This window comes from Microvirga tunisiensis (assembly GCF_009296175.1).
GTDB classification, from domain to species: domain Bacteria; phylum Pseudomonadota; class Alphaproteobacteria; order Rhizobiales; family Beijerinckiaceae; genus Microvirga; species Microvirga tunisiensis.
Window position 1 is genome coordinate 1 of record NZ_VOSK01000317.1, and the last position, 6795, is coordinate 6795.

Genomic DNA, 6795 nt, shown 5'->3' on the forward strand with positions numbered 1-6795 from the left:
CACGTCTGGCGGGCAATCCACCGCGCCCGCCAGCTGACTTCGCTGCCGTTGACTTGCTACTGACCTTCGAGGGCGCTTGTCCCTGAGTTCGGCCCGCAGGGGCCAAATTTTTGATTTGCTTTTTTAAAGCAGGTTAATTCGACGAGCGCACCCGAAGTTCCAGGCAATGTTTCAGCGGCTCAATCGCCACCCTGATGGCTTAAGAGATAGACACCATCGGATACCATCCCTTGTCGGTGAGGAACTTCCCCTCATCTCAGAGCATAGAAGCTTAGCGGGCCAGAAGAGCCCCGCTTGAATGGGAGGAAACGCCGATGCCGACGAGCCCTGCCTCTGCCCCGCTCTCACGCCGCACCATGGCCTATGTTCTGGCCGGAGGACGCGGCAGCCGTCTCCTGGAGCTCACCGACAAGCGCGTCAAACCAGCCGTGTACTTCGGGGCCAAGTCGCGCATCATCGACTTTGCCCTCTCGAACGCCCTCAACTCCGGCATCCGCCACATTGCGGTCGCCACCCAGTACAAGGCTCACAGCCTGATCCGGCACCTGCAGCGCGGCTGGAACTTCCTCCGAGCCGAGCGCAACGAGAGCTTCGACATCCTGCCAGCCAGCCAGCGCGTCTCCGAGACCATGTGGTACGAGGGCACAGCCGACGCGGTCTACCAGAACCTCGACATCATCGAGAGCTATAGCCCTGAGTTCATCGTGATCCTAGCGGGTGATCACATCTACAAGATGGACTACGAGATCATGCTTCAGCAGCATGTCAGCCAGGGCGCTGACGTGACGGTCGGCTGCATCGAGGTGCCCCGCGCCGAGGCGAGCGGCTTCGGGGTCATGGCCGTCGATGAGCACCACCGTATCCTCTCGTTTCTGGAGAAGCCGAAGGACCCGCCCGGCATGCCCGACAAGCCTGAGATGGCGCTGGCCAGCATGGGCATCTATGTCTTCTCCACCCGTGTGCTGTTCGATCAGCTCCGGCGCGATGCGGCCGAGCCGGGCTCCAGCCGGGACTTCGGCAAGGATCTCATTCCGTACCTGGTGCAGCACGGCAAAGCTGTGGCGCACCGCTTCCCCAGCTCTTGTGTGCGCTCCTCCGATGAGGCGGAAGCCTACTGGCGCGATGTTGGCACGCTCGATGCCTATTGGGCGGCTAACATCGACCTGACCCAAGCCACACCGGGCCTGGATCTGTACGACACCGCTTGGCCGATCTGGACTTACGCTGAGATCACCCCGCCGGCGAAGCTGACACAGGATGGGCCTGGGCGAGGGGAGGCGATCGATTGCATCCTCTCCGGCGGCTGCGTGGTGTCGGGAGCCGTTCTGCGGCGCTCATTGCTATTTACCGGAACGCGTGTCCACCCCGGTGCTCAGCTGGAGGAATCCGTGGTGCTGCCTGGGGTCGAGATTGCCCGCTCAGCCCGGCTGAGGAAGGTCATTGTTGATCGCGGCGTTCGGATCCCGGAAGGGCTCGTGGTGGGTGAGGATCCGGAACTAGACCGGCAGCGCTTCCGGCACACTGAGAGCGGCATCTGCCTCATTACCCAACCCATGGTAGATAGGCTTGGGTTATAGGCGAGGCGCAGTCCGGCTCATGAGTTGTGTCAATCCGGGTCCATGCGCGCTGCCGGATTTCCTTCCGCCACTCTCCGCCAGTCCTACCATGTCACCGTCACAGTTCAGTCGAATAGAAAGTTTCGAGAGCCCACAGCGGCGGCGCGTCGGGAGGGCTGGTGCGGACCAAAGCCCAAACGCCGTCGGGATCATCGCGCCAAGCATCAATATGCCTTTGCTGGACCTCGAAGCGCATGTTTTGGAACGTCCTCCAGCATGGGTTTTGGACTTCGCCTACGTCAGCCCAGCTGACCATCGCCTTGATCACGCCTCCCTCCCGGCGGAACGGCATCCGTTGCGGCAGCAGTGTTCGCTGGCATGCTTAGGCCCGCCAGGATAGTCGCGACCGGCTCACCTTATCAACACTCAGGCGAAGTAAGGCAGCAGGCGTCGGCAGTGCCAGGACGTCCCTCTGTGCCCTCATCCCGTGTTCTCTCATGCGGATGATCTGGGTCGCGTCTTCAGAGGGCATCTGGGTTGGGGTTATACCTGATCCGAATGCCAATGGTCAGAGCATCCGCCGGCATTCAAAACTTCCGATGCGGCAGGCTCTATAGGAACTCCGAAAAAGCTTGCGCCCTATGCATCTCTGCAGGCCAAGCTAAGACCTGGGCGCTCTTCCGTAGTAACGCATACCACCTAATGACTAAACCGGGCAGTTTACCTCTTGATCATACCAGCGTTCTTCATCTTCATTGATGAATACGCTGCGTCGGCGCTGGGCTGACTTTGGGGCAAGTGATGTTCCACGATGAACTTGGCTGCAATGCCCACTCCAACGAACAGGTTACAGGCCTGCCTCGTGGCTCAGGCGCACCTGTCGCAACAGAGTTGCTGTGCAGCAACTTGTTACTGCGGGCCGGTCTCATGCACCTTTTGGCCAGCACGCGCTTTGCAGTGGCTGACGAGAGCCGCAGCGGGAATAGCTTGCCCTCAGGTCGGTCTAGCTTAACGCCGGCTCTGTACATCGTTGATGCGAGCGGATCATTGCAACAGACAGTCGGCTTTGTGCAAGATGCCAGGAGCAAGCAACCGACGGCTCGCTTCGTCGCCATCGCTGATAGCTTTGACCTCGGTTTGATCCAGCTTGCGATTGCTGCCGGGGTCGATAGCTTCTGTCTTTCCACCAGAGGACGCGAGGTTCTGGTCACCATTCTTGATCTCACGATGGCGGGCGGACAATTCCTGCCCGGAACGGTGCTTCAGTCTCTCTTGAGCCAAGCTCACACGATGTCCGGAGCAGGCCAGATCGCTGCTGCGTCGTGCGGGAATGCCCCTGATCCGAGAGCAACGAAGCTTTCACCGCGAGAAGCCGCCATTCTGCAGTCCCTCATGGGCGGTGACGCCAACAAGGTCATTGCAAGGAAACTCAATGTCGCAGAGGCGACCGTTAAAGTGCACATAAAAGCGATCCTGCGGAAGACTGGTGCCGCCAATCGTACTCAGGCCGCCATGTGGGCCAACGAGAACCTGCGACCTGGAGAGCAACCGTCCCTGAGCAACTGATCACGACGGCTCGTTCTCGAGGAATGGGCCTCACACGTCGTGCTGCCGACCCCTCGTGTGCTCCTCCGGTAACCTCGCATAGCGGTTTACGAGAAGGCTGGAAGTGCCGCCGACGAACTGGCGGCTGGCAGGTGCTGTCCATTGACGTGGACATGCCGTCCTCAAGAGGCGGCATAGCGGGGACCGAACAGGTCTGCGCGGAGGGGCCGCCCATCCTGATGATTTCTCAGGCGGCTCCTGTTCTAACGGGATCCCGGACACACCCATACGCCCCCAAGGCCCCAGTTTCAGGGCCACTGTTGTCAGGCACACCAGCGAGATGATGGAGCCTTCGCCCGAGTGGGCCGCGGATCATCCGAGAGCGCAGACCGCGCCGGAAAAGTCCTGCGGCCGTGAAAGCTTATGACGCCGCTCGCGACGGAATGGGGCCGCCGGATCAACTGGCGTGAACTCTGATATGGGAACCCCAGCCGTCTAGGGACTTTCCCGAACTGGATTTCCGCTGCCAAGATGCTCTAAGCTGCTCGATACAGAACAGAAACCTGAAGCGGGGCCATGAACTCGAACCTGGATGGAGCGCAGCCGATCGCACCCGAGCAGGGCGGCGATGCCGCCGACGAACTCGCCTACCGCCTGCGCCAGCAGCAGCTCACGGCACGCTTCGGACTCTTCGCCCTCAAGACGCACGACATCGACGCTCTCCTCCAGGAGGCAACCCGTACCTGCGCCGAAGGGCTGCACAGCGAGTTCTGCAAGATCATGGAGTTCCTGCCCGCCGAGAACGAGTTCGTGGTCCGGGCGGGCGTGGGCTGGAAGCCGGGGGTGGTTGGGGCCGCTCGCACCGGAGCCGACCTGGAGAGCCCTGCCGGCTTTGCCCTCAAGACGGCCCAGCCCGTGATCTCCAATCACTTGGCCGAAGAGACACGCTTTCGCACGCCAAGGCTCCTCGTGGATCACGGCGTGAAGCGAGCCATTAACGTCATCATCCAAGGGGATGGCGGTCCCTTCGGCGTCCTCGAGGTGGACAGTCCAATTGGGGGGCGGTTCACCGAGCACGATCTCGCCTTCATGCAGGGGTTTGCCAACCTGCTGGGTGTCGCCATCGAGCGGCAGCAGGCCGAGGAGGAACTCAGGGCCAACAAGACCCTTCTCCAGCAGGCCCTGGAGGACCAGGACGTGCTGACCCGGGAGATCAGCCACAGGGTCAAGAACAGCCTCCAACTCGTGGCCGGCCTGCTGAACATGCAGGGCCGGGCATCCGGAAACGACGACCTGCGCCGGGCACTTGCCGACGCCGAGGCTCGGGTGCACACCATCGCCCAGGTTCATGACCGCCTGTGGCGGCACAATGAAATGCGCTCCGTCAATCTAGCGGAGTTCCTTGGTGAGTTGTGTGTGAAGCTTCGAGCCACATCATCCAACGTCACGTTGGGATGCAGCGTCGACCCAGTGATCGTTCCGACCGACCTTGCAGTACCTTTGGGGCTGCTGGTCAATGAGCTGGTCACCAACGCCTTCAAGTACGCCTACCCTGAAGGGACTGGTGAGGTTCGGGTCGAGCTGACGTCGGACAGCCCGGAGCGCCTCCGGCTCGAGGTATCGGACCAAGGCATCGGGCTGCCATCAGACTTCAACCCGGCAAGATCCAGAAGCCTCGGGATGCGGCTCGTGGCCAGCCTGACGCGGCAACTGGAAGGGCAACTGGAGTGGCAGGATGCGCAGCCGGGCACCAGATTCGTACTCGAAGTGTCGGCCCAGGACGGTCCACAAGTCCATCTCTAGTACTTCCGGATCGATCAGGCAGCTGGCTGGTGCCGACCTCCGGGCCGGACGATCACCGCTGCCTTAGAATCCCTTCGGCTCCGATCCTGTGGGGACAACCTGGGCACTGTGGCCCATTATGTCGCAGGAAGAAGTGCCTCTTCAGAGGAACTAAGTTCCTAGCTACGCGTTTCAGCGGGGCTATGTCCAAACCAGTGGACTGCGTTAGGGATATGGCCCTTCTTGGCCGACACGCCTCGCCTGCTGAACTCAGGTAAAAGGACGGTCATATCCCGATCAAACAGGCTCAACACAATTGGGGGCAGTCCAAGCATGGTTCACGATGTTGCACAGAAAGAGCAGGCCCTTGCCATCGCTCAGCATCCGATCCAGCCAGTCACGACCGTTCTGATCTGTCAAAACATTCTTCTTCGCACCGGCCTGAGCCAAGTTCTTTCAGGAACCAGGTTCGTCGTGTCACGGGACGTCTGCGCAACCTCGTCAGACCCTTACGCTCTCACCGACCAAGATCCTGTGCTCTTCCTCATTGCTGAAGCTTGCCCGTCTGACGAGTATCGTCGAATGATTGAGCGATTGAAGGCCCAGTGCCCCAAGGCACAGGTGGTTATTGTCGCCGATTCTTTGGAATCCAAGGCTGTGATCGATCTCTTCCAAGCTGGATTGCACGGACTGTGCTCGACAGCTATGGGAGCCAACACCTTGGTCAAGGCTCTTGACCTCGTGATGCTCGGCGAGACCTTTATTCCGGCTGCTGTGAGCCTTGCTCTGCTCAATCAGACGGCAAGCCGTCCTCAGTTCCGCTCAGGTGTTTCCATTGCCCCCATGCCAGCGAATGACTTTGCTCCCGCAAGTCGACTGTCAACTCGCGAGGCCCAGATCCTGCACCACCTGACGCAGGGCGCCTCAAACAAGCTCATTGCACGGGACCTTGGAGTTGCTGAGGCGACCGTGAAGGTTCACATCAAAGCCATTCTTCGGAAGGTAAAGGCCGCCAACCGGACCCAGGCCGCAATGTGGGCGCAGCAGCACCTAAATTCTGCAGCCAACAACGCGATCATTGCTGCCGAGTAGCGCAACAAGGTCCGGGATGAAGCCTCTCCCCCCAGGGCAGCCTTATGCTGCGTCGAGCATCTGATCTCTGCGCTGTGCAAGAAGGGCTAGGGCGTCCCGAGCGTACTCACGAAACTCTTCCTTGAGGAATTCGGGCTCGCTCTCCCAATCGGGCGCTTCTTCCTGCGCGTCATAGAAAGCGCGAGCAACGTGCTCGACCTGCTGGCGAAGATGATCCATGGAGGGCCCCTACAGTGCTTGAGTGTTCTTATTGCCTCTCCCCAATAGCCATTCCGGTGCTGATTGTTGGTGCTGAACCGGTCCAGGGAGAGTGCTGCACAAGACTTACAGTCACGCTTTTGTGATCCGCAACTCAGCTATTGGGGTAACCCAAAAGAGCTAGAAGTTCCCGAGCCGTTGCTCCGGCACCGTCAGGTTAACCGGTGAGTGACCGGATGGAAGCATAGGTGAGGGATGAAGAACGCCCATCCTCCTCGCTACGCTCGCCACCGCTTCCCGGCTGAAGTGATCAGCCATGCCGTCTGGTTGTACTTTCGGTTTCCCTTGAGCCTGCGGATGGTCGAGGAGATGCTGGCCGCCAGAGGCATCGAGGTCAGCCACGAGACGGTGCGGCAGTGGGCCCTGAAGTTTGGCCAGGCCTTTGCCAATCGGTTCCGCCGCCGCCTTCCTGCGCGGGGTGACAAATGGCACTTAGACGGTGTGTCACGAACACATTTCTGAAGGAGGAGATGTGGAGCTGTACAAGAGATGAGGGTCGGCCCCTCGAGGTCCGCAGTCAGGTGCCGACCTCAAACCCCTGCAAGCTGCGGCCGTCAAGAGC

The 6795-nt window shown here is 60.4% G+C and carries 6 protein-coding genes and 1 pseudogene; 5 read left to right on the top strand and 2 right to left on the bottom strand.

What is annotated here, in order from left to right:
* Positions 1-314 precede the first annotated feature (314 nt).
* Complete coding sequence (glgC, locus tag FS320_RS35150) at positions 315-1577, top strand: glucose-1-phosphate adenylyltransferase (RefSeq protein ID WP_152717006.1); 1263 nt, start codon at positions 315-317, stop codon at positions 1575-1577.
* A gap of 97 nt (positions 1578-1674) precedes the next feature.
* Here the strand turns inward: glgC and FS320_RS35155 are convergent, their stop codons facing one another.
* Complete coding sequence (locus FS320_RS35155; protein WP_152717007.1) at positions 1675-1884, bottom strand: hypothetical protein; 210 nt, start codon at positions 1882-1884, stop codon at positions 1675-1677.
* Positions 1885-2357: 473 nt separating this feature from the next.
* Between FS320_RS35155 and FS320_RS35160 the strand changes: the two genes are divergently transcribed.
* The 3 genes from FS320_RS35160 (at position 2358) to FS320_RS35170 (ending at position 5975) form a co-directional block, all read left to right on the top strand.
* Positions 2358-3122, top strand: a complete 765-nt coding sequence (locus FS320_RS35160; RefSeq protein WP_152717008.1) for a response regulator transcription factor — start codon at positions 2358-2360, stop codon at positions 3120-3122.
* 555 nt (positions 3123-3677) lie between these two features.
* Positions 3678-4904, top strand: coding sequence for a sensor histidine kinase (locus FS320_RS35165; RefSeq protein WP_152717009.1), 1227 nt, complete (start codon positions 3678-3680; stop codon positions 4902-4904).
* A 312-nt stretch (positions 4905-5216) separates the two neighbouring features.
* Positions 5217-5975: a LuxR C-terminal-related transcriptional regulator gene (locus tag FS320_RS35170; RefSeq protein WP_152717010.1), complete on the top strand. Its 759-nt coding sequence runs from the start codon at positions 5217-5219 to the stop codon at positions 5973-5975.
* Between the two features lie 42 nt (positions 5976-6017).
* Here FS320_RS35170 and FS320_RS45485 read toward each other — a convergent pair whose 3' ends face one another.
* The gene (locus tag FS320_RS45485) at positions 6018-6194 is read right to left on the bottom strand and encodes a hypothetical protein (protein ID WP_153885370.1); all 177 of its coding nucleotides are present in this window, start codon (positions 6192-6194) and stop codon (positions 6018-6020) included.
* Between the two features lie 234 nt (positions 6195-6428).
* Between FS320_RS45485 and FS320_RS35175 the strand changes: the two are divergent.
* Positions 6429-6677, top strand: a pseudogene (locus FS320_RS35175) (IS6 family transposase); the annotation flags it as partial.
* Positions 6678-6795 lie beyond the last annotated feature (118 nt).